This window comes from Polaribacter ponticola (assembly GCF_026191475.2).
In the GTDB taxonomy this organism is placed as follows: Bacteria; Bacteroidota; Bacteroidia; order Flavobacteriales; family Flavobacteriaceae; genus Polaribacter; species Polaribacter ponticola.
Genome location: NZ_JAOSLC020000003.1, coordinates 1,583,337 through 1,605,457 on the forward strand (window position 1 = coordinate 1,583,337; position 22,121 = coordinate 1,605,457).

The following is a 22,121-nucleotide window of genomic DNA, read 5'->3' on the forward strand; positions in this document are numbered from 1 at the left end:
AGCTTATTTCTTTTTGTTGGTTTTTACAATCATACCATCAAAAGCTCCTGGTAATATTTGTGTTAATATTTTATCGTTATTTTTTAATCCTTTAATTACAACCGATTCTGCACCAAAGTAAACAGGGTTAATTGTTACCAAACTTAAAATACTATCCTTTTTAACAGTATACACAGCAACATTATCTACTAATAATTTTCTAGGAATTTCTATAGCATTTGTTTCTGATTTAGCTACTAGATTCGCTTCTAAAAACATGCCTTCTTTTAAATCTTGATGTTTTACATCTACAAAAGCTTTTATAGTTTGTGTAACTTGGTCTACTTTACCATTTACACGAACTACTTTACCAACATAGTTTTTTGTTTTATCTAAATTAGACAGAGACACAGCATTACCAACCTTTAATAAATCTGCAAAAGCTGCATTTATAGAAACTTCTAACTCATAAACTCTAGGATCTATATATTCTCCTAACTTTTGTCCTACTCTAACTAAAGAACCAGGACTAACTAATGCTTCTGTTAAAATTCCAGAAAAAGGAGCTCTAATTTTATATTTAGACAAACGAACCTCTAAATTCTTAACATTATAATATGCTGTTAAAATTCCTCTTCCAGAAATAAAATATTTTTCTTTATCTGTAGAAAATTTAGGCAGTTTTGGTGTGGTTTTATCCATATCAAAACCTTTTAAATACGTTTCCCACTTACTAAATTCTGTTGGGTAATCTAATCTTAAATCTGGTAGAATTGCAGTAATTAAATTATTTAAATTACTTTTTTGAGATTGTAAACTTGCATAAAATTCATCACTATTAATACTTAACAATATTTCTGAATTATTATATTTTGTTCCGGCTTTAAATAATTTGTTAGATGATTTTAAAATTCCAGAAACTTCAGAATACAATTCAATTTTGTTCTTAGCAGTTAAATTTCCGCTTGCAGAAAGTATTATAGGAATATCTGTATTTAATACATTTTCTATAAAAACAGTTTTTATTTGTTTTTTAAACTTAGGCTTCGGTTTTTGATTTTTATCAACTAAATAGTTACCTAAAAAAATTGCGCCTAATATGGTTAAAACACCTAAAATGGCAAGTATTATTTTTCTCATGAATTGTTTAATTAAATATGTTCTGCTTTAGAGCAAAAATTAGTTTGTATTTTTTTAAATATTTTAATTATTTGTTGTTTTTCTTCTGGAGAAATATTTTGCTCCATAGTGCTAATTAAATTTTGAATAACCGGTTTTGTTTTTTCAAATACTTCTTTACCAAAATCCGTTAAATACACATTTTTAATACGCTTATCTTCTTTACTCTGTTCTCTAAAAATATACTTTTTAGATTCCATTTTAGTAAGCAAACGTGTTAACGAAGATTTATTTCTTAACGTTAAAAAAGCCAATTCGTTTTGATTTAAACCATCTTGATCATTTAATTTTTTAAGAACAATCATTTGTTCTTTTGTAAGATCTAAGTAATTTGATTTAAACGATTCTTGAATAAAGTAATCAACTATTTTACCAGTTCTACCCAACCAAGGACCAATTGAATTCTCAAAATCGATATATATTTTCTCTTCTTTCACTTTTGCAAAAATAGTTAAATTCATTAATTAGTTGCATATGCAACTAATTAATATTTTGTTAAAAAAACAAATTTTATTCGTTCATATTTTTTACGCATCTTTATAATTCAATAAATATAAAAATGTCTTCTAACTTTAGAATTTCACGTGCTTTTAAAAACGCCAAAAGAATTTGTTTTAATGCAGATTCTAAATTTGTGCTTTTTAGCGATTCTCATAGAGGAGACAATGGTTTTGCAGATGATTTTGCACACAACCGCAGCATGTTTAAACATGCATTAGAGCATTATTATAAAAAAGATTTTACCTATATAGAATTGGGTGATGGAGATGAGCTTTGGGAAAATAGAAACTTCTCCAAAATATTTAAAGCTAATAAACACATCTATTTAGGACTTAAAAAATTTCATGATAAAGACCGATTACATTTTATTTGGGGAAATCATGACATGAAATACAAAAAACCATCGGCAATTCGTAAGAACTTGCATTATTATTACGACTCTGTAACAGAATCTAAAAAAGAACTACTAATAGGAGCATCTTTTTCTGAAGCTATTATTTTAGAAGACGAAAATAACGGAAAACAAATTTTTCTATTACATGGTCATCAAGCAGATTGGTTTAATTATGTCTGCTGGAGATTTAGTAGTTTTTTAGTAAAAATACTTTGGAAACCATTGCAAATATTAGGTTTTTCTGATCCAACAAGTCCTGCACAAAATTGGAAAGAAAGAATAAAAGTAGAACATAAATTAGAAAAATGGATTCAAGAAAACAATAATCAAATGATGATTACAGGTCATACACACAGACCACGTTTTCCTGATAAAAATGAAATTCCGTTTTTTAATGACGGAAGTTGTGTACATCCTAGATCTATAACAGGTATAGAAATTGAAAACAATGAAATTTGCCTAATAAAATGGCATATTATTACTTTAGAAAACGGAACTTTACAAATTAAAAGAACCATTTTAGAAGGACCAGAAAGTTTAACACATTATATGAATTAATTTGATTTGTTGCTCTAACACAAATACTGCATTATTTTTCTCTTCTATAGATGAGATTCCTTCCCAAATATGGGAAACTTTAAGTTGTACCAAAAATATTTATTTTCATCCACATTTTTTAAAATCACTAGAAAAAAATCACCCAGAAATTATCTTTTCTTACATTATTTTAGTTGATGAACAGCAACAACCAACAGCTTTTGCTAGTATAAAAGTTATCGATTTTCAATTAAATTCAATTAAAAACGATTTCGAATTTTTAAAAATATTGGTAGAAAACTGCATGTTTTCCCTGATAAAAAACCCTTAAAATTATTAATATGTGGTAACACATTTGTAAGTGGAGAACATGGAGTTTACATAAAGGAAAATCAAGATAAAAAAGCCATTTTAAAAGAACTCGCAGAAAGTATTCATCATTTTGTAAATTCTGATAAAAATTTAAAAATAGATGCTTTTCTAATAAAAGATTTTATCAATGAATCTTTATTTATTACTGATGAATTAAAGAAATTTAATTACCATCCTTTTTCTGTAGAACCAAATATGGTGCTTAAGGTTGATAAAAACTGGCAAAATTTTGATGATTATTTAGCTGCCATAAAAACGAAGTTTCGCGTAAAGGCAAAAAAGCTTTTAAGCAAAGTATAAATATTAAAATTGAAGAAGTTTCTGCTGTTAACTTAGCAAATCAATTACCAGAAATGACTAAATTATATAAAACTGTAGCATCTAATGCAGGTTTTAATTTGGGTAATTTTAACTTAGAAACCTATAAAGATTTAAAAGAAAAACTAGGCGAAAACTATGTTTTAAAAACCTATTGGTTAAACAATAAAATGGTAGGTTTTATTTCTGGTGTTATTAATAAAAACTCTTTAGACGCTCATTTTGTAGGCATTGATTATCAACTAAATAGAGAGTATGCAATCTATCAAAGAATGCTATACGATTATATAGAAACCGCTATAAGCAAAGGATTAAATAAAATTAATTTTGGAAGAACTGCTAGTGAAATTAAAAGTTCTGTAGGTGCTGTTCCGCAAGATTTAACCATGTATCTTCGACATAAAAAAAGTATTAAAAACAAAATTTTAAAGCTATTTTTGCAACGAATACAACCAACACCATTTCAACAGAAATTTCCGTTTAAAGCAATAAAAAACCTCCATGAAAAATAGTAAAGAACTTATAGATCTTTTAAGTTTAAAAGAAACTGAAAAAAACATTTTTTCTGGTGAAAGCGTAACTATTGGTAGTCCGAATGTTTTTGGAGGCCAAGTTATTGCACAAGCATTAAATGCTGCTTACAGAACTGTTAAAGAAAAACGTTTTGTAAACTCTTTACATGCTTACTTTTTAGAAGCTGGTAATTTATCTATTCCTATCGATTATCATGTGCAAGAAGTTAGAAACGGTGGTAGTTTTTCTACAAGAAGAGTTACTGCAAAACAAAAAGACAGAACAATCTTTATTTTAGCTGCTTCTTTTCATAAACAAGAAGAGGGTTTTGAGCATCAAGCAGAAATGACGAACAATCTAAAACAACCTGAAGAATTATTAAGTTGGGATGATATGATTGTACAATTTGGAGCATTCTTACCAAAATCTTTAAAAGAATTTTTAAGTATAGAACGTCCAATAGATTTTAAACCTGTTCGCGTACCAAATCCTTTAGAACCTAAAAACTTACCTGCAAAAGAAGAAATTTGGTTTAAGTTAAAAGGTGATGTTCCTAAAATGGACTTACAGATGAAGCATCAAATTTTAACTTATATTTCTGATTACAATGTATTAAATGCTGCTTTTAACCCAAATGCAAAAGAATATAATTTTGGAAATACACAAACAGCAAGTTTAGATCATTCTATGTGGTTTTTTAGAGATTTCGATTTTAATGATTGGATGTTATTTTCTGCAGATTCTCCTAATGCTTTTGGAGCAAGAGGTTTAAGCAGAGGTAATATATATACAAGAGATGGTAAATTAATAGCTTCATTTGCACAAGAAGGATTATTAAGACCTAAAAAATAGTAAGCACACATTAAAATTAGTAAAATAAATGGATTCTCTTATTTATGTTTTAACCACAAATGGTTTGTTGTTTTTATTAAGTATTATATTTTGGAAATTTCCACCAAAAAAAATAAATAATTTATACGGCTATAGAACTTTTAAAGCTATGCAAAATCAACAAATTTGGGATTTTGCAAATAATAATTTTAATAAAACCTTACTTGTTTATGCAGGATTATCTTTTTTAGGAGGCTTAGTACTTGCTAATTTTTCTGCGAAAGAAATTACTTGGGAACCTATGGTTTTAGTAATGTTATCTATTATTGTAAGCATTATTAAAACAGAACGTGCTTTATCTGATAACTTTACAGAAGAAGGTAAAAAAAATAACTCTACTTTTTAGCAATTCTAGTTTTTAGCAATTACAACTACATTATCCAACTCGTAAGTTCCATCAAAACTATCGTTTCCATTACCGGTATATTTAAATGCAATATAAACCGTTCCGGAATAATCTGATAAATTTATAAAGGTCGAATTTTTAAATGCATTAAAGTCGTCATTATTCTGTGCAATTCTTGCAGGTAAAGAAATCCAAGTAGCTGTAGAAATTGATGCTGTTAAACCATCCCAATTAGTAGAAATTAAAACTTCTAACTCACTACCATCTGCAAACGAAGTAGATGTTTCAAAAGATAAATACTCTTCGGTTGTGTTATTTAAATCAATTCCTTCAGTAATTAACCAAGAAACATTTTGGGCATCTCCAGATCTGTAAGAACTCATTCTAGCAGCTCTACTTAATGAATTGGCATCGTCGTAAGCTCTCCAAGATTTTGTACCAAACTCTTTATAATTCGTCCAATTTAAAATATTTATTTCACCAGAAGTAGCTTCAAAATCTTGGTTTAAAAGTGTTAAAGAATAATCTACTAAATCTACGGGGTCGCATCTAGCTTCTTCCATTACAAGATCATCAGCAGAATTTAAAACCAAAACAGTAAAATCTCCACCAAAATCTTTAGAAACTAAAGCATTAATAGTTCCGCCACCTTCTGGTAATGCTTTATTTGCAAAACTAGCAAAAGAACTTGTTTCTAAAAAAGTAGTAACATAACCTGGTCCTTGGCAAGTTTCTATAGTACGTTTAGTGTCAAAATCTTCGTTTGGATCTACAAAAGTTTTGTCTAATAAATTAACAGAAAAAAAGCATTCTCTATCGATATAAAAGTACCAATAATAGAAGCGTTATCTAAACCACCTAAAGTTATATTTTTGGGTATAATTTCTTCAGTTGTTAACGACCTAAATAAATGGTCTTCTTCTTGATTTAACGTAATACTCTCAACCTCTCTAGCATCTGTTAACTTTATTTTACCTGCAATTGTAGTAACACCATCTCCAGAATTTGTTTCTCCTAAGTATAAATCTTTAAGTTTGATATATACTTCTCTACCAAAGTTATATTTATTATAAATATTGTTTAAATTTAAAGCTACTTTAATACCAGAAGTCGGATTTTCGGGTGCGTCTTGCATATAAAATTCTCTAAAAAAATTCCCGGTTTTATCTGAAGAAACAACGTATCCTTTTACAACTATATTGGAAACTATTTTTAGAGGATCGCTTCCAGAAAGGTACAAGCTCTTTAAATCTTTAATGGATTTTAACTCTAATTGATTATTTTTAATACTATCTAATAATAAATTTAGATTTTCGTTTTCTTCAATCCCTAAGCTTTCTGGTACTTTAAAATCTCCATCTTCTACACAAGAGAAGAAGAAAATACTAGTTAAAAAAACTAAGGTTAGAATTACTATTTTATCACTTTTCATATTCCTTTTTTTATTTTTTTTAAAATCGTATGCTTATATTTAAAAAGTAAGTTGCACCTCTACCATACCAATATTTATTTCCGAAGACGGGTATATCTAAAGTTTTATCACTTTTTAACTCTCTATAATTTGCGTTTCTACCTTGTTCAAATCCACCAGATTTATACTCTTTACCTAGTAAATTATTTACCGTTGCAAAAACACTAATAAACTTGTCATTTACTTTCCAAGATTTACCTCCAATTAAATTTATCACTTTATACGCATCAAATTTTTCTTGGTTTAATAACTCTTTTGCTATTTCTAAATCATAATCTAAAAAAGGCAAACCATCAGAATCTGTAAAAAAATTACTAGATCTATTTAAAGGAGCAACATCAACATATGTATTGCTAAAAAAGTTTGCTGTAGCACCAATAAACCAATAACTTGGGTCTCTGTATTCGAAACCAATAGAATATGCATTTTGTGGACCAGCAGCTAATTTGTAGTTATTAAGGTTTGCGGTATAATCTCCAGAACGACCATTTTTATCGAAAACACCTTCGTTTGTTATATCTGAAGTTAGATATAAATTTGGATTGTTTGCATAGGTAAATTGCCCAATAGAAGCTGCTCCTTTTAATTTTATAGATGATGTTACTTGGGCCTCAACGCCTAATTCTATACCTAAATGTTTTTTCTGTATGCCAGATAAAATTTCTTGTACAAAAGCTGTGTTGTCTCCACCAATTCCATCACCAAAGTAAAAAGAAATTTCAGTTGCGTCTTTTACGCTAGTATAATAAGCAGTAAGTCTCGATGTAATTATTGGGCTTCTTACAATATAACTTAAATCTGTAGAAAACACTTTTTCGCTTGTAAGATTCTCTACAGTATTATTATTTTCTCTTGAGTTGGAAAATGAGTTTCTAATTGTTGGCGCATCAGTAAAAAAGGATGCATTTGCATTAATTAAATGTCTTCCGGTAATTTTATAAGTTGCTCCAGCTTTTAAACCATAGTTCGTAAATTGTAATTTCTTAGATTTACCAAGTGAATTATCTGTAAACCTTCCGTTTTGATACAAACCTTCTCTTTGATGTGAAGTTTTAGAGAGATTTGCAGCTACAAAGAAATCTAGTTTTTTGCTTTTAAACTGACTTTGTAAAAACGCACTTGCAACATCTGAATTTATATTATAATTGTATTTAAACGTATCTCCTTCTTTTGCAATAAAATTTGGATTCAATAAATTATTCTGTCGTTCAGATTCAGTATCTGCAAAATTATTAATATCTAAATAACCTATTCCACCTAATAAATCTATAATATTTGCAAAACTGTTAGAGCGTAATCGTTTATATTCAATTTTAGCGTTTAAGGTTATATTATTGTTTATTTCTGAGTTAAAAATCGTATTTACAGATAGTTGCTTATCTTCAACTCTATCTTCATAAATTACGTACGCATTCTCCACACCAAAATTAGCATTGGTTAAATTTGCCTCAAAAATTCGATTCCAATCTAATTGCCCGTCATTTTTAAAATTCTGAAGCGCTTCATAAGCACCTGCTAAATCACCATTTCTAAGTTGATAACTTGGTAAATATTGATAATAAGAAGGACTTGGATTTGCGCCACCATTAAAGTCTAAACGACTATTTCCTATGTTACCGAATTGATAAGCAACATTAGTTTGTAATGAAGTATTTTTTGATACATCCCAATAATGATTCAACATTAAAATTGGCTCTTTTACTTCTTTAATTCTTGAGTTTACTTTTTTACCATTTAAAAAACCCCAATATTCATTATACGTTATTCCTTTTATATCAAAGATTTCTTGTGTATTTGGTGATGATTTTCCTCGTCTATTCGGTGTAAAAATAGCAGTTAAGGCCAAACTATGTTTATCATTAAGTTTCTTTTCTACGGCTGCAAAAAGCGAGTATGCATTATAAGTTGTACCCTCATTAAAACCCTCATTACCAACTCTTCTACTCGTAGAAAAAGTCATAGACCAACCATTATTTATCATACCAGTAGCATGAGTTGCTATAAAACGGTGCTCATAACTTCTGTTGGATGAAGAGTACGAAATACTTGTTCCTGGTCTTTGTTGCGAAGCTCTTGTACTAATATTTGTAGACCCTAAAACACCACCAAAAGTATAGCTAGATGCCGATAAACCATTACTAAATTCTTGATTTCTTAACACATCATTTAAACCACCCCAATTGCTCCATTGTGCTCTACCATCAAATATTTTATTCATTTCTATACCATTAATAAGCACTTTACCGTTTCCAGAATCTAAGCCTTTAATTCTAAAAAAAGAAGAACTAAACTCAAATGCTGCGGTTCGTAAATAAATATCTTTTGATGCTTGTAAAAGTCCAGAAATATTATCAGCTGCACTAGTATCATCATTTAACTCATCATCCGTAAGTGTAATAATACTTAGATCTTCTTCAACCTGAAGGTTTTTATATAAAAATACAGTACCTAAATCTATCGTTTTGCCAGTAAGTTCGATAGGAAAGTTTTGAGTTTCATAACCATTAAATGAAATTTCTAAAATAGAACTCCGTTTTAATAGGTTTTCAAAATTAAAAACACCTTTAATATTCGTTAAAATACGCTGTTTAGTGTTCTTTAACTTAATTAAAACTCCAGAAAGTGGTTTTTCGGAATTACTGTCTACAACAATTCCTTTTACAATGTTTTGACCATTAACCTCTATAAATGAGATTAATAGCAAACATGTTGCCATAACAATTTTTTTCATAAATACTTTATACTCTAATTTTTCTTTTTCTCAGTCGCATCTAAATTTAGGTAAAAAAATTTAACATTTCTAAAAACATGCTAACTTCCTATTCAAAACAGTCTTAGTTTACTACCTTTAGACTAAAAAAAACATCATAAATATGAATAAGAAAATATTTTTAATTTTACTGTTTTCCTTATCTATTACTTCTGTTTTCTCTCAAAAGAAGAGTAAAGAATATACAATTAGAACTATCGCTTTTTATAATTTAGAAAATTTATTTGATACTATAAATGATGTAACTAAAAATGATGAAGCAAGCCCAATGATGGCTATAAAAATAAATAGGTCTAAAATTTATTGGGATAAAATTGATAAACTCGCAAGTACAATTGCACAAATTGGTGAAGAAAAAGCAAATACAAGTCCTGCTATTATTGGTATATCTGAAGTAGAGAATTTAAGTGTAATCGAAGATTTAGTAAAATCTAAACACTTAGTTCATAAAGATTATGGTATTATTCATTACAATTCTCCAGACAAACGTGGTATTGATGTTGCTTTGTTATATCAGAAAAGATATTTTAAGCCCATACATCATGAAGCTTTTAATCCCAGAATTTACAAAAACAATTTTAAAGTTTACACTAGAGATCAACTACTAGTTTCTGGTTATTTAGATGATGAATTGATTCATATAATTGTTAATCATTGGCCTTCTAGAAGTGGCGGAGAAGCTAAGAGTAGACCTTTACGAGAAAAAGCAGCCTTTCAAAACACAAAAATTATTGCTCAAATTAAAAAGAATGACCCTAATGCTAAAATTCTTAGCATGGGAGATTTTAATGATGATCCTATAAACAGTAGTTTTAAAAAGGTATTAAAAACGAAAAGTAAGAAAAAAACGTTGGTAAAAATGACATTTACAATCCTTATGAAAACATGTTTAGAAGAGGTTTTAACACTCTTGTTTACAGAGACAATATAAATCTTTTTGATATGATTTTAATTTCGTCTCCATTATTAGATAAAGGAAAAAAAGATTTTTCTACTTATAAAATGTATAAAGCTATGATTTTTAATAAAAAATTTTTAAATCATAAAAAAGGAAGATTTAAAGGCTATCCGTTTAGAAGTTTTTCTAATGGAGCTTATACTGGCGGATATTCAGATCATTATCCTGTATACATGTATTTAATTAAAGATAAAAAATAATTTATAAAACGCAAAAAACCCACAACTATTAAGTTGTGGGTTTTTTTGATAAAAAATTATTGCCTTGTTATATTTATAAATTAATCTTTTGCAGATACAAATCTATAATATAAGTATGTGTAAGCATCTCTAGGTATAATAGTAATCCACTTTTTGTGTTTTAAATACCATTTAAAACGAATTGAATTTACTCCTTTTGTTAAATATGCAGCAATAAAAGGATGCAAGTGTAATTGTATCTTTTTATTTTTTGATTTACTATTTTCTATTTTTAAAATATACTTTTCTAAATCTGCTTCAATTTTGTCTAACAAAACTATTGGAGCTTCTACTTGTCCGTTTATATTTGGGTTGGCTTCGGTAGTTTTTATACTTAACTCAGGTCTAACCCTTTGTCTTGTAATTTGTACCAATCCAAATTTACTTGGAGGTAAAATTTTGTGCTTTGTTCTATCTAAAGACATCGCCTCTTTTAAGTGTTGAAACAGTTTATTTCTGTTTTCAACTTTATGCATATCAATAAAATCTACAACTATAATTCCGCCCATATCACGCAATTGTAATTGACGTGCTATTTCGGTAGCCGAAATAAGATTTACTTCTAATGCAGTATCTTCTTGAGAGCCAGCTTTATTAGAACGGTTTCCGCTATTTACATCAATAACGTGTAAAGCTTCGGTATGCTCTATAACTAAATAGGCACCTTTGCTCATAGAAACTGTTTTTCCAAACGAAGTTTTAATTTGTCTTTCTATTCCATATTTTTCAAAAATAGGTACTTCAGACTTATGCAACTTTACAATTTTTTCCTTTTCAGGATAAATTTCTTGTAGATACTCTTTTATTTCTACTTTCAAAGTTTCATCATTTGTTACAATGTTTGTAAACGTTTCATTCATAACATCTCTTAAAATAGAAGATGCTCTATTTAACTCACTTAATATTTTAGTTGGTGTGTTTGTATTAGGTATACTTTTACACATTTTTTGCCAACGTTCTAATGAGTTTTGCAAATCTTTATCTAATTCTGCTACCTTTTTCCCTTCGGCAACAGTTCTTAAAATAACGCCAAAACCTTTTGGTCTTATGCTCTTTGCTAATCTTTTTAAACGTTCTTTTTCTTTTGGATCTTCTATCTTCTGCGATACAGAAACTCTGTTAGAAAAAGGAACTAAAACCAAATATCTACCTGCAATAGAAAGCTCTGAGCTTAATCTAGGGCCTTTTGTAGAAATTGGTTCTTTTACTATTTGTACTAATAGGTTTTGTCCTGTTTTTAGTACATCTTTAATACTACCGTCTTTGTTAATGTCTTTCTCGAACTGAAAGTTCTTTAAAGTGAATTCTTTATACTTACCTGTGCTTACTTTCTTAATGAATGCATTTAATGAGTTTACTTGCGCTCCTAAATCATGATAATGTAAAAAACCGTCTTTTGGGTAGCCTACATTTACAAAGGATGCATTTAAACCGGTTAACACTTTTCCTATTTTGGCTAAAAATATATCGCCAACAGAAAATTTGTTATCGGTTGTTTCATTATTTAATTCAATAAGTTTTCCATCTCTTAATAAGGCAAAATCAATATCAGATGAATTTGAACGAATTATCAATTCTGTTTTCATACTGAACTGGTTTTAACACTGCACATCGTTGTGCAGATGGATTAATATTGTCAGGTATTTGTAATACCAATGAGGTTAGTTTAACCTCGATGTCAATGAACTTTTTACTTGTTTTCGCTTAAACAATAAACGAAAAAGTAAGCGGATGCTTACTTTTTCTTCTTGTGTCTATTAGCTCTTGCTCTTTTCTTTCTTTTGTGTGTAGAGATCTTTGCTCTCTTTCTTTTTTTACCGCTTGGCATAATGTTCTGCTGTTTTTAAACCATTTAAGGTTTAGATTAATATTTTGTTACTTAACCGCTACTTTATTCTTTACTCCTTCTGTAAAAGTCTTTGCTGGCTTAAAAGCAGGAATGTTGTGAGCTGGAATCTTAATAGTTGTATTTTTAGAAATATTTCTACCAGTTTTTTCTGCTCTAGTTTTGATAATAAAACTACCAAAACCTCTTAAATAAACGTTATCTCCATTTTCTAATGCATCTTTAACTTCAGTCATAAATGCTTCAACTGTTGCTAAAACATCTGTTTTCTCTATACCAGATTTATCTGAAATTTTTGATACGATATCTGCTTTCGTCATGTCTCTATTTTTACTATTTTTTTATTAATATACTTTCAAAAATGCGGATGCAAATATATGATAATTAATCAATTCCAAGAAGATAAAGACTTAATTTTATCTTAATTTTAAAATGTAATATTGCAATTCTATTTTTTAACAATGAAATTTTCTAATTCTTTAATATACTGGTACTTACAAAACGATAGAGATTTACCTTGGCGTAGAACCAAGAATCCATATTTTATTTGGTTATCAGAAATTATGCTACAGCAAACAAGAGTTGCACAAGGAATGGCATATTATTTAAAATTTACCGATAATTTTCCTACTGTTTTCGACCTCGCTAAAGCAGATGAAAGTACCGTTTTAAAAATGTGGCAAGGTTTGGGTTATTATTCTAGAGCAAGAAATCTACATTATTCTGCAAAACAGATAGCAAACGAATTAAACGGCGAGTTCCCAACTACATATAAAGAGATTATTAAACTAAAAGGGATTGGAGATTATACTGCTTCTGCAATTGCTTCTATTTGCTTTAACGAACCTACTGCTGTGGTAGATGGTAACGTTTATAGAGTGCTTTCTCGCTACTTTGGCATTAAAACACCTATTAACTCATCCGCAGGAATTAAAGAGTTTAAAACATTAGCACAAACTTTAATAGACGAAGCGCAACCAGGAAACCACAACCAAGCAATTATGGATTTTGGCGCACTGCATTGCAAACCTCAAAATCCGCTATGTGATACTTGCCCTTTTGCAGATAGTTGCGTGGCTTTAGAAAAGAAACTTATTAAAGAATTACCTGTTAAAGAGAAAAAAATAAAAGTTAGAAATAGATATTTTAACTTCTTAGTTATTAAAACCGACGACAACAAAACAATTCTTACAGAAAGAACAGGAAAAGGAATTTGGCAAGGTTTATATCAATTTCCTTTAATAGAAAGTCACAAAAGCATCAATAAAAACGAACTAATAACATCAGAAGAGTTTATAAAAACCTTTCCTAAAGAAACTACTATCTCACTTTTTAACAAAAAAGAAATTGTACATAAATTATCTCATCAACATTTATACACCCAATTTTGGGTAGTAGAAACAAAAAAATCCTCAGAAGCAAAAATAGAATGGATTGATATTAAAAAATATCCTGTTCCTGTTTTAATCGCTAATTTTTTAGAAGAATATCAACCAAAAAAGTAATTGATATTTTTAGTACATTTGATATGTAAACATAAACATTATGGCTGGTACAATAAATAAGGTAATTTTAATAGGTAATTTAGGAGATGATGTAAAAATGCATTATTTCGAAGGAGGTAACTCTATTGGACGATTCCCTATTGCTACTAGCGATAACTATACAAATAAGCAAACAGGGGAAAAAGTTGTAAATACCGATTGGCATAATATTGTAGTTAGAAATAAACTAGCAGAAATTTGCGAAAAGTATTTATCTAAAGGGGATAAAGTATATGTTGAAGGGAAACTTAAAAACAGATCTTGGGAACAAGATGGTATAAAACGATACGCTACAGAAGTACATGTAAACGAAATGACCTTTTTATCTACCAAAAAAAGTTTAGATAATAATACTCCGCAGCAAAACAAACAACCTTCTGCTACGCCTAAAGCTGCTACACAAGAAGTAAACGACGATTTACCTTTTTAATTAATTAAATTTTTAACCTTTGGACCCAGATCCCATACACTTATTTATATCATTTATTTCAATTGATTTTTTAACAACAATTAATATAATTGCTTTAATTGCATTACTAATTGGTTCTGCATTAATATCTGGAACAGAAGTTGCCTTTTTCTCACTTACAAAAACAAATTTAAACGAACTATCTAACGATGGTAAAGAAGACAATATTATTGTTACTTTATTAGAAAAGCCAAGAAAGTTATTAGCTACCATATTAATATTAAATAATTTTATTAATATTTTAATCGTATTACTCTTTGCTGCTTTAGCAGAAAGCTTATTTGGCGGTTTCAATTACCAATTAAACTTACATTTTTTTACAGTTTCAGTTCGTTTTTTAATAGAAATTATTCTTGTAACTTTCTTAATTTTATTGTTTGGTGAAGTTTTACCAAAAGTTTATGCTTCTAGAAACGCGCTTCGCTTTACTAAAGTTATGGCAAAATTTATAAATGTAATTAATGTGTTTCTTACTCCGTTTAGTTTACCATTAATTACCTTAACAAAATATATTGAAAACAAGCTTGGTAACAAAAACTCTAATTTTTCTGTAGAAACTTTATCGCAAGCACTAGAGTTAACTTCTGACGGAGCAACAACAAAAGATGAACAAAAAATTTTAGAAGGCATTGTTAATTTCGGTAACACAGAAACCGTACAAATAATGAAACCTAGAATAGATATTTTTGCAATTTCTGATGATGAACCTTATGAAGATGTTTTAGCTAAAATTATAAAGAACGGATACTCTAGAAACCCAGTTTATAAAGAAAGTATAGATACTATTATTGGTGTTTTATACGCTAAAGATTTATTAGCACATTTAGATAAGAAAAACTTTAAATGGCAAGATTTAATTCGTGAAGCTTTTTTTGTGCCTGAAAACAAAAAGCTAGATGATTTATTAGATGATTTTAGAGCACGTAAAAATCACTTGGCAATTGTGGTAGATGAATATGGTGGCACAAGCGGATTAGTTACCTTAGAAGATGTTATTGAAGAAATTGTTGGTGATATTAATGATGAGTTTGATGATGATGATTTATCGTATTCTAAAATTGATGAAAACAACTATATTTTTGAAGGCAAAACAACAATAAAAGACTTTTGCAGAGTTTTAGATGATGAAGACGAAGAAATTTTTGAAGAAGAAAAAGGTGAAAGCGAAACACTAGCTGGTTTTATTTTAGAAATTTCTGGTAAATTCCCTAAAAAAGGAGAGAAAATAAACTTTAAGAACTATACGTTTACCATTGAAGCGCTAGATAAAAAGCGCATTAAACAAATTAAAGCTACCAGAAATGCGTAAAAAATTCTCTTTTCTCTACTCTATTTTCTCTATTCTATTTTCTATTTCTTCTATTCTCTTTCTACTAATTTCCTGCAACGAAGATGTATTACCAAAACCCAAAGCATATTTGAGTTTAGAATATCCTAAAAAATCTTATAAAGAACTAGAGATTATAAGACCTTATAGTTTTTCGATTTTAGAAAACACTACAATTATTAATGAAAAAAATAATTGGCTAAAAATTAAATATCCAAAACTAAAAGCGTCTATAGATATAACTTACAGACCAATAAAAAACAACTTAAAAGAACTTATAACAGAATCTGAGAAACTAGTTTTTAAACATACAGTTAAAGCAGAACAAATTATACCCAAAGACTTTGTAAATAGTAAAAAAAGAGTTTTTGGAAGTATGTACGAAATTACAGGTAACGCAGCTTCACATATCCAATTTCATATTACAGATAGCACTAATAATTTTATAAAAGGTTCTTTGTATTTTTATGCAAAACCTAATTACGATTCTATTTTACCTGCTGTTTCTTATATAAAAGAAGATATTTTACATTTAGTAGAAACTTTAAAATGGAAATAATTTTTTTATCATCATCTAAAAACTAGATTAAAAAAATGAATAAAATATTATTAATATTACTAATGAGTTCAACTGTTTTTTATTCACAAAAAAAAGAACACTTTAAATCTGGCACAGAAGTTTTAAAATTTAAGAAACTCTCAAGTTTTAAAATTCCTAAATCTATCTTATTCGAATTTTCAGGAGATACTCATCTAATTTATTACTACCTAGATTTATCGAAAAAAATAGAAAAAAGGTTTAATAAAGAAGAAATAAAAGTTGAATTTAATTATAACCTTACAGAAGGTACTTATGACGAAGATTTAAAGAAAATTCCAAAGAAAATCTCTAACCCTAAAAATTATGACGCATTTTGCAAAATGCAGATTAAAAGTTTTAAGAACTTAAAACGGAATAAAATTGGAGAAATGAAACAAGTTTACGATTTAGAATTAAATTTACTAGAAAATGAAAAAACTGTTTTAAAAGCTACGCTAAACATAAAAACATACAACACCATTTTAACCAAAAACAATCGGGTTAGTAAAGATTTATTGAAAATGATTACTAATTAACAAAACTAAACAATCTCCATTTTCTTTAAAAGAAAAGAAGCGTTCATGTTTTTACAAATTCCGTTTTTAAGCGTGTAATCAAAATGTAATTCGTTTTTAATTACTTCTGCATCAAAATAATAATTTTTAACATCAGAAAATTCATTTTCTAGTTCGCACAAACTAACATCGTGTGTTGCTATAATACCTGTAGACTTAGATTTAGTAAGCTTTTCTACAAACTTTTTAGAGCCAATTGCTTTGTCTTTACTGTTAGTTCCTTTTAAAATTTCATCTAAAATGATAAAATATTTTTCAGTATTAATCTCATCAACAATAAATTTTAAACGCTTTAACTCCGAATAAAAATAAGACTCATCTTCTGTTAAAGAATCTGTAGTTCTCATACTTGTAATCAGTTTTATTGGCGCATATAAAAAAGATTCTGCACAAACAGGCAAACCACAATTTGCCATTACAATAGATAAAGAAACCGTTCTTAAAAACGTACTTTTACCTGCCATATTTGCACCTGTTACTATAAAAAACTGCTCATCATCAATACTAAAATCATTATCAATTCTTTTATCAACTTTTAATAAAGGATGCCCTAGTTGTATCGATTTAATCGTTTCTTTTTTATCAGAAAGTTCTGGATAAATAAATTTTGGGTGATTAAATTTAAAATTACCCAATGAGTTTTGAGCATCGAAATACGCAACAACCTCAAACCATGCTGTAACAGTATGTTTGTGGTCTGAAATCCATTTTTCTACTTTACTTGCACTTTTAATTTCCCAAAGAAACAAACCATTTCCCAAAACTGCAATAACAATATTATTACGCTGATCGAAACCATCTAAAATCTTAGAAAATTCTTTAAATATAACAGATGCTTTTTTGCTTTCAGACTTAATAATTTCTTGTTTTTCAATTAGGTTTTTAGAAGTAAAATTTTCCGTTTCAATTTCATTTAATAATTGATGATATTGCTTAAACGTTTCTCTAACTGTATCTGTTTCTATATACAATTGTTGCGTCTTTTTTACAAACACACCAGAAATAGTTAGGCCTATAAAAAACCAAATAGCAACAATAGCTGCAGATATAAAGCCAAAAGAAGCAATAACTATTAAAGCTACAGATATCAACTGAAAAACTACAGACAAAACACCCAAAAAGCTTGGTAATTTATTTTTGTAACCCAACATCCAACCAACAATTGAACTTGTATCTTTTTTAACTGTAACTAAACTTGCCAATGCAGAAAAATGCTGACGCCATTTTACTTTCTCAGAAAGTTCTTTTATAGAATTTTGCTTTTCTAAAATACCATCTATCTTATTCTCGGTAAAAGTTAGCGCTAATTTTACTTTTCCGTCATTCGTTTTTGTTCTATTTGCATATTGAAAAAACGAACCTTTGCCAAACAAATCAATATCATTACTATAATAATGAGCCGGATTTACAAACTCCTTTCCAGATTCTAGTTGATGAAACTCTCTTTTTAAAACTTTAATTTCTGTTTTGTTAATCTGTAATTTGGCATCTACAATATCTTTTTCTCTTTTTAAGTTGATATATTTAAGAACTAAAAACGAAAATAAAGAAAAACCTAATGCAGCAATAATTAATACATCAGGAAAATTACCAAAAGTGAGATAAATTAAAAACACTGTTCCTAAAAAAACGAACAATCTAAAAATACCTAAATTAATTAATTTCTTTTTTAAAGAGGATAAATTATTTTCTAATTCAGCTTGTTGCTGAGTATAAAATTCTAAAGGATTATCTATCAAATTGTATTATTTAAAATTGGAAATTCCACCTGTCAAATTTAAAACATTTAAATCTGGATATCTCTTTTTCAATTTTTCTGTAGCCTTATAACTGTTAAATCCTCTTTGACAAACCATTACATACGTTTTACTTTTATCTACCACAATTTTATCTGCATCAAACGTACTTATATGAATCGTTTTTTGCACTTTAAAAGGTAATTTTAAATCATTTAAAACAGCAATAATTTCTAAATTTTCATCGCCTAACTTAGATTTTAATTCTTTGGCAGAAATTTGCCAATTTGGATTTTGCGTAGAACAAGCAATATCTACATATGTTTGTATTTTAAAAATTTTAGCAATTTTATCTTTTAAAACTGTAGGTTTTAACTTCATTTTTAATTGTGTGTTTTGGAGGGAATTATAAATTAATAATTCATTCGCTAACGGTTTTCCTATTTCTGTAATCAATTTTAAAACCTCGTTTACTTGTTGCATTGCAATGATACCAACAATAGAATTTAAAGTTCCTGCTTCTTCACAATTAGGAATATCTGTTGCCATTTTAGGAAAAGCATCTCGCAAATTAGCAGAGTAAGTTCCGTCTTTTTGCAATACATTAAAAGTAGATACATAACCATCAAACTTATACAAAGAACCATAAACCAAAGGCTTATTTTTAATTACACAAGCATCATTTAACAAATACTTAGTGGGTAAAGAATCTGTACCGTCAACTACAATATCTACATTTTCAATCAACTCAAAAACGTTCTCTTTAGTAATTGGTTTATTATTAAAATTCACCGCTGTAAAAGGAGCTCTTTTTTTATAAATGTTGATAAAACTGCTGCTTTGGGCTGATTTACATCTTCTAGAGAATAAAAAACTTGTCTATGTAAATTAGTTACATCAACCGTATCAAAATCCACTAAATGTATTTTTCCAATTCCGCTAGAAGCTAAATACACTGCAATTGGGCTTCCTAAACCGCCACAACCAACAACCAAAACAGAAGCGTTTTGCAATTTTTGTTGTCCAACTTTACCAATTTCTGATAAAGTAATTTGACGTTTAAAAAGTTGATTTTGATTCATTATTTAGTACTATTTATAAGTATTCTCGATACAAAATTTCTGAAAAATAAATTTCACTCGAAATGACAACTAGCTTATTAGCTCTAGAAATTTAGATTTTTATCGAAATTGTATCGAGAACATTTTTAATTATTTATTTCACTTTTAGCATTTTCAAACTCTTCTGGTGTATTAATATTTCTGATAAAAGCATCATCAATTTCTACAATTTCAACATCAGAATTAATTAACATTTTACGAGGACAAGAATATCCTTGAGTTAAATATTGTAACAAAATAGGATACGCTTTTGGCTCATAAATTGTAATTAAAGGCTCTACAAACTCTTTGTTTTTTCCTTTAATTGCTGTTGCAGCTTTACTTGGATTTCTATGTTTTAACAATTGCTGAATTACATCATTATTTACAAAAGGAACATCTGTCGCTAACACAAACCAAGCAGCATTTGGGTCTTTTTGAAACGCAGAACAAATTCCGCCAAAAGGACCTAAATTGATAAACTTATCTGAAATCTCATCTTTTTTTCTGATGAATTTTGCACAGAATAAAACGTATCTAGATTGTTATTTTCCAACAATTCTTTTACATATTCCTTTTGAGGTTTTCCATAGTAATTGAGTTGAGATTTATCTTGGCCCATTCTTGTACTTTTGCCACCAACCAAAACTAAACCTTTAACTGTCGCAGTTTTTTCTTGAATCAATTTATTTATATGATTTGAAATCACTTCAATTTCATTAATATGGTAACAAGGTATATTTTTTATCTGCGGATATTCTTCTTCCAAAAAAGAAAAATACTCAGTTTCAGATTTTAATTTTACAATAAACTGAATATTATCTAACTGTTTTAACCTTTTTAAAACCGAAGCTTCTTTTGTTTTATCTAAAATTAAAATTTGTTTTGAACCTTGGTAATGATTTCCGTTAATAAATACAAAATCATACTGTGCGAAATCTAAACGTTGCTTAAATTTATTTACAGCTCCCGAAGTTGTAATCTGTAAATTTCCTTCGTGATGAAATACATATTCAGACAAAATGTTTTTTTCAACTTCTTTTGCATGAGAAGCATCAAAATACCCTAATTTATAATTAAATAATTGTTGTGAAACTTTAGAAACCAAATCAGAAATATTACCGCAGTTTGTTCCTAAAATTGCAATTTCATTTGGGGCAAAATTATCGTTATTTCTTCTTTCTAACTTTGTGTGCTTACTGTGTTTTTTCAAAATTTTATTTTTTTATCTACTCGAACGGAGTGAAGCAAACTTTTAATTAAGAGATTACTTCGTCATTCTTCCTCGTAATGACATTTAATTCTTAATATCAGATTTTCCTCCTGTTTTTTCCAATAATTTTACTTCTTTAATCACCATTTTTTGACTGATACTTTTACACATATCATAAATAGTTAAGCAGGTTATATTTGCACCAGTTAACGCTTCCATTTCTACACCAGTTTTCCCAGTGATTGTAACTTCACACAGCACTTCTATGTTCTCATCATCTATAATATTAATATCAATATCTACACCATTAATTAATAATGGATGACACATTGGTATCAAATCTGAAGTCTTTTTCACACCCTGAATTCCGGCAATAATTGCAGTCTGAAAAACAGGTCCTTTTTTAGTAATTAATTCATCATTTGTAAAATGAGCAATCACTTCTTTTCCTAAAAACATGGTTGCTTTTGCAATAGCAGTTCTTTTGGTAATTTTCTTATCAGAAACATTTACCATTTTAGGGTTTCCTTTGGAATTTAAATGTGAAAAATTCATTTAAATAGTTTTTAGTGTTAAATGTTTAATTTTTAGTTAAGTTCTGTTGTGAAGTTTTAACTATTGAAGTTAAAATTCGAATTAGCTCTTCAATATCCAAAATTAATGAATTAACATCTAAATTAGTTAATTCGCTTTCCTTTAATAATCGTAACCAATATTTAGTTTCTCTTGCTTCTTTTGAAGAAATTGACATTTTTGCCGTAAAATCTCTTTTACTTTGACCAACAAGTGCTTCCTCAACATTAACGCCAATTGAAGTTCCACTTCTTAAAATTTGATTAGAAATTATAAACTCTCTTTCTAGTTGTAATTTTTTATAAAGTGATATAATTTTTAATGAAAACTGAAAACTTTTTTTGAACAATACTTTCTTTCATGTACTTAATTTAACTTATCACTCAAAACTAAACATTAAAAATTATAATTAGCGATAGCGAATTATACTAAAAACCTCTCCTTTTTTAAACTCAACTTTATGATTTGGTAACTGAATAAAAGCATCTGTTTTTACCAAACTTGCTAAGTCTCCAGATCCATTTCCTCTAACAGGAAATGCAATTAAATTACCATTTTTACTTTCTAATTTTACCTGTAAAAAATATACTAAATTAGGTTTAAAACTAATATCTTCAGCTAAAATTGCAGTTTCTCCTTCAGTTTCTAATCCCACAGATTTATAATACCAAGGATAAAAATAGGCCAAAC

Annotated in this window: 22 protein-coding genes and 3 pseudogenes; 11 read left to right on the forward strand and 14 right to left on the reverse strand. The window is 28.3% G+C overall.

Going from position 1 to position 22,121, the window contains the following annotated elements:
* Positions 1 to 3 precede the first annotated feature (3 nt).
* Together N5A56_RS12315 and N5A56_RS12320 are read right to left on the reverse strand one after the other, a co-directional pair.
* Positions 4 to 1,119: an efflux RND transporter periplasmic adaptor subunit gene (locus N5A56_RS12315; RefSeq protein WP_265725716.1), complete on the reverse strand. Its 1,116-nt coding sequence runs from the start codon at positions 1,117 to 1,119 to the stop codon at positions 4 to 6.
* A gap of 11 nt (positions 1,120 to 1,130) precedes the next feature.
* On the reverse strand, positions 1,131 to 1,619 hold the full coding sequence (locus N5A56_RS12320) for a MarR family winged helix-turn-helix transcriptional regulator (protein ID WP_265725717.1): 489 nt from the start codon (positions 1,617 to 1,619) through the stop codon (positions 1,131 to 1,133).
* A gap of 98 nt (positions 1,620 to 1,717) precedes the next feature.
* Between N5A56_RS12320 and N5A56_RS12325 the strand changes: the two genes are divergently transcribed.
* From N5A56_RS12325 to N5A56_RS12345, 5 genes are all read left to right on the forward strand, one after another.
* The gene (locus N5A56_RS12325) at positions 1,718 to 2,611 is read left to right on the forward strand and encodes a metallophosphoesterase family protein (RefSeq protein WP_265725718.1); all 894 of its coding nucleotides are present in this window, start codon (positions 1,718 to 1,720) and stop codon (positions 2,609 to 2,611) included.
* 1 nt (position 2,612) lies between these two features.
* Positions 2,613 to 2,921, forward strand: coding sequence for a hypothetical protein (locus tag N5A56_RS12330; protein WP_274270446.1), 309 nt, complete (start codon positions 2,613 to 2,615; stop codon positions 2,919 to 2,921).
* 394 nt (positions 2,922 to 3,315) lie between these two features.
* Positions 3,316 to 3,792, forward strand: a complete 477-nt coding sequence (locus N5A56_RS12335; protein ID WP_265725720.1) for a GNAT family N-acetyltransferase — start codon at positions 3,316 to 3,318, stop codon at positions 3,790 to 3,792.
* A complete protein-coding gene (locus N5A56_RS12340) occupies positions 3,782 to 4,645 on the forward strand; it encodes an acyl-CoA thioesterase (protein ID WP_265725721.1) in 864 nt (287 codons plus the stop codon). Before N5A56_RS12335 ends, N5A56_RS12340 begins: the two co-directional genes overlap by 11 nt.
* A 28-nt stretch (positions 4,646 to 4,673) precedes the next feature.
* Positions 4,674 to 5,030 (forward strand): SdpI family protein, encoded by a 357-nt coding sequence (locus N5A56_RS12345; protein WP_274270447.1) that lies wholly within the window; start codon positions 4,674 to 4,676, stop codon positions 5,028 to 5,030.
* Between the two features lie 5 nt (positions 5,031 to 5,035).
* Here the strand turns inward: N5A56_RS12345 and N5A56_RS12350 are convergent, their stop codons facing one another.
* The 3 genes and pseudogenes from N5A56_RS12350 to N5A56_RS12365 form a co-directional block, all read right to left on the reverse strand.
* Positions 5,036 to 5,593, reverse strand: coding sequence for a choice-of-anchor J domain-containing protein (locus tag N5A56_RS12350; protein WP_274270448.1), 558 nt, complete (start codon positions 5,591 to 5,593; stop codon positions 5,036 to 5,038).
* A gap of 66 nt (positions 5,594 to 5,659) precedes the next feature.
* Positions 5,660 to 6,462, reverse strand: a pseudogene (locus N5A56_RS12360) (DUF5689 domain-containing protein); the annotation flags it as partial.
* Between the two features lie 19 nt (positions 6,463 to 6,481).
* Complete coding sequence (locus N5A56_RS12365) at positions 6,482 to 9,232, reverse strand: carboxypeptidase-like regulatory domain-containing protein (RefSeq protein ID WP_265725725.1); 2,751 nt, start codon at positions 9,230 to 9,232, stop codon at positions 6,482 to 6,484.
* Positions 9,233 to 9,374: 142 nt separating this feature from the next.
* Between N5A56_RS12365 and N5A56_RS12370 the strand changes: the two are divergent.
* Positions 9,375 to 10,429, forward strand: a pseudogene (locus N5A56_RS12370) (endonuclease/exonuclease/phosphatase family protein).
* A gap of 80 nt (positions 10,430 to 10,509) precedes the next feature.
* On the opposite strand, the gene N5A56_RS12375 reads toward N5A56_RS12370, so the two are convergent.
* Both N5A56_RS12375 and N5A56_RS12380 read right to left on the reverse strand, forming a co-directional pair.
* Positions 10,510 to 12,054, reverse strand: a complete 1,545-nt coding sequence (locus tag N5A56_RS12375) for an Rne/Rng family ribonuclease (protein ID WP_265725726.1) — start codon at positions 12,052 to 12,054, stop codon at positions 10,510 to 10,512.
* Between the two features lie 289 nt (positions 12,055 to 12,343).
* The gene (locus tag N5A56_RS12380) at positions 12,344 to 12,634 is read right to left on the reverse strand and encodes an HU family DNA-binding protein (RefSeq protein WP_015481675.1); all 291 of its coding nucleotides are present in this window, start codon (positions 12,632 to 12,634) and stop codon (positions 12,344 to 12,346) included.
* Between the two features lie 141 nt (positions 12,635 to 12,775).
* Between N5A56_RS12380 and mutY the strand changes: the two genes are divergently transcribed.
* The 5 genes from mutY to N5A56_RS12405 are packed head-to-tail and all read left to right on the forward strand — an operon-like array spanning position 12,776 to position 16,770.
* Positions 12,776 to 13,819, forward strand: a complete 1,044-nt coding sequence (gene mutY / locus N5A56_RS12385; RefSeq protein WP_274270449.1) for an A/G-specific adenine glycosylase — start codon at positions 12,776 to 12,778, stop codon at positions 13,817 to 13,819.
* A 40-nt stretch (positions 13,820 to 13,859) separates the two neighbouring features.
* Positions 13,860 to 14,288: a single-stranded DNA-binding protein gene (locus N5A56_RS12390; RefSeq protein ID WP_265725728.1), complete on the forward strand. Its 429-nt coding sequence runs from the start codon at positions 13,860 to 13,862 to the stop codon at positions 14,286 to 14,288.
* A gap of 19 nt (positions 14,289 to 14,307) precedes the next feature.
* Positions 14,308 to 15,636 (forward strand): gliding motility-associated protein GldE, encoded by a 1,329-nt coding sequence (gene gldE / locus N5A56_RS12395; protein ID WP_265725729.1) that lies wholly within the window; start codon positions 14,308 to 14,310, stop codon positions 15,634 to 15,636.
* Complete coding sequence (gene gldD / locus N5A56_RS12400; protein ID WP_265725730.1) at positions 15,629 to 16,213, forward strand: gliding motility lipoprotein GldD; 585 nt, start codon at positions 15,629 to 15,631, stop codon at positions 16,211 to 16,213. The genes gldE and gldD overlap by 8 nt, the downstream gene beginning before the upstream one ends.
* Before the next feature lie 35 nt (positions 16,214 to 16,248).
* On the forward strand, positions 16,249 to 16,770 hold the full coding sequence (locus N5A56_RS12405) for a hypothetical protein (protein ID WP_265725731.1): 522 nt from the start codon (positions 16,249 to 16,251) through the stop codon (positions 16,768 to 16,770).
* Positions 16,771 to 16,775: 5 nt separating this feature from the next.
* Here N5A56_RS12405 and N5A56_RS12410 read toward each other — a convergent pair whose 3' ends face one another.
* From N5A56_RS12410 to N5A56_RS12445, 7 genes and pseudogenes are all read right to left on the reverse strand, one after another.
* On the reverse strand, positions 16,776 to 18,545 hold the full coding sequence (locus N5A56_RS12410; RefSeq protein ID WP_265726146.1) for a MutS-related protein: 1,770 nt from the start codon (positions 18,543 to 18,545) through the stop codon (positions 16,776 to 16,778).
* Positions 18,546 to 18,554: 9 nt separating this feature from the next.
* Positions 18,555 to 19,627: pseudogene (locus N5A56_RS12415) on the reverse strand (ThiF family adenylyltransferase).
* A 125-nt stretch (positions 19,628 to 19,752) separates the two neighbouring features.
* A complete protein-coding gene (mobA, locus tag N5A56_RS12425) occupies positions 19,753 to 20,157 on the reverse strand; it encodes a molybdenum cofactor guanylyltransferase (RefSeq protein WP_337994849.1) in 405 nt (134 codons plus the stop codon).
* Complete coding sequence (locus N5A56_RS12430) at positions 20,115 to 20,858, reverse strand: NTP transferase domain-containing protein (RefSeq protein ID WP_265725733.1); 744 nt, start codon at positions 20,856 to 20,858, stop codon at positions 20,115 to 20,117. The genes mobA and N5A56_RS12430 overlap by 43 nt, the downstream gene beginning before the upstream one ends.
* A gap of 84 nt (positions 20,859 to 20,942) precedes the next feature.
* Positions 20,943 to 21,413 (reverse strand): cyclic pyranopterin monophosphate synthase MoaC, encoded by a 471-nt coding sequence (gene moaC, locus N5A56_RS12435; protein WP_265725734.1) that lies wholly within the window; start codon positions 21,411 to 21,413, stop codon positions 20,943 to 20,945.
* A 25-nt stretch (positions 21,414 to 21,438) separates the two neighbouring features.
* A complete protein-coding gene (locus N5A56_RS12440) occupies positions 21,439 to 21,780 on the reverse strand; it encodes a four helix bundle protein (protein ID WP_265725735.1) in 342 nt (113 codons plus the stop codon).
* A gap of 60 nt (positions 21,781 to 21,840) precedes the next feature.
* Complete coding sequence (locus N5A56_RS12445) at positions 21,841 to 22,119, reverse strand: MoeA family protein (protein WP_265725736.1); 279 nt, start codon at positions 22,117 to 22,119, stop codon at positions 21,841 to 21,843.
* Positions 22,120 to 22,121 lie beyond the last annotated feature (2 nt).

What these genes read in the sequence shown, in the direction of transcription:
- N5A56_RS12365 (WP_265725725.1), bottom strand. Translation starts at nt 9,232, where the DNA reads ATGAAAAAAATTGTTATGGCAACATGTTTGCTATTAATCTCATTTATA.
- N5A56_RS12320 (WP_265725717.1), bottom strand. Translation starts at nt 1,619, where the DNA reads ATGAATTTAACTATTTTTGCAAAAGTGAAAGAAGAGAAAATATATATC.
- N5A56_RS12315 (WP_265725716.1), bottom strand. Translation starts at nt 1,119, where the DNA reads ATGAGAAAAATAATACTTGCCATTTTAGGTGTTTTAACCATATTAGGC.
- N5A56_RS12380 (WP_015481675.1), bottom strand. Translation starts at nt 12,634, where the DNA reads ATGACGAAAGCAGATATCGTATCAAAAATTTCAGATAAATCTGGTATA.
- N5A56_RS12350 (WP_274270448.1), bottom strand. Translation starts at nt 5,593, where the DNA reads ATGGAAGAAGCTAGATGCGACCCCGTAGATTTAGTAGATTATTCTTTA.
- N5A56_RS12375 (WP_265725726.1), bottom strand. Translation starts at nt 12,054, where the DNA reads ATGAAAACAGAATTGATAATTCGTTCAAATTCATCTGATATTGATTTT.
- N5A56_RS12325 (WP_265725718.1), top strand. Translation starts at nt 1,718, where the DNA reads ATGTCTTCTAACTTTAGAATTTCACGTGCTTTTAAAAACGCCAAAAGA.
- mutY (WP_274270449.1), top strand. Translation starts at nt 12,776, where the DNA reads ATGAAATTTTCTAATTCTTTAATATACTGGTACTTACAAAACGATAGA.
- N5A56_RS12390 (WP_265725728.1), top strand. Translation starts at nt 13,860, where the DNA reads ATGGCTGGTACAATAAATAAGGTAATTTTAATAGGTAATTTAGGAGAT.
- N5A56_RS12340 (WP_265725721.1), top strand. Translation starts at nt 3,782, where the DNA reads ATGAAAAATAGTAAAGAACTTATAGATCTTTTAAGTTTAAAAGAAACT.
- N5A56_RS12335 (WP_265725720.1), top strand. Translation starts at nt 3,316, where the DNA reads ATGACTAAATTATATAAAACTGTAGCATCTAATGCAGGTTTTAATTTG.
- N5A56_RS12405 (WP_265725731.1), top strand. Translation starts at nt 16,249, where the DNA reads ATGAATAAAATATTATTAATATTACTAATGAGTTCAACTGTTTTTTAT.
- N5A56_RS12345 (WP_274270447.1), top strand. Translation starts at nt 4,674, where the DNA reads ATGGATTCTCTTATTTATGTTTTAACCACAAATGGTTTGTTGTTTTTA.
- moaC (WP_265725734.1), bottom strand. Translation starts at nt 21,413, where the DNA reads ATGAATTTTTCACATTTAAATTCCAAAGGAAACCCTAAAATGGTAAAT.
- gldD (WP_265725730.1), top strand. Translation starts at nt 15,629, where the DNA reads ATGCGTAAAAAATTCTCTTTTCTCTACTCTATTTTCTCTATTCTATTT.